1 rRNA gene is annotated in these 255 nt (G+C 52.2%); it reads right to left on the minus strand.

The window, feature by feature from the left end:
- A 23S ribosomal RNA gene (locus tag M3650_RS31570) occupies positions 1 to 255 on the minus strand; the annotation flags it as partial.

Below are 255 nucleotides of genomic sequence, written 5' to 3' on the forward strand. Positions count from 1 at the left end.
TGCCAGATTCCCACGGGGTTTCACGTGTCCCGCGGTACTCGGGATCCGTCTCGGAGGGCATTTACTTTCGAATACAGGGCTGTTACCTTCTATGGCGGGCCTTTCCAGACCTCTTCATCTAATAAACGCCTTTCTGACTCCTAATGAGACGTCCCACAACCCCGAAGAGCAAGCTCTTCGGTTTAGGCTATTCCGCGTTCGCTCGCCGCTACTGACGGAATCACTATTGTTTTCTCTTCCTGAGGGTACTTAGAT

The organism is Paenibacillus sp. MER TA 81-3, assembly GCF_023713585.1.
Lineage (GTDB): Bacteria > Bacillota > Bacilli > Paenibacillales > Paenibacillaceae > Paenibacillus_B > Paenibacillus_B profundus.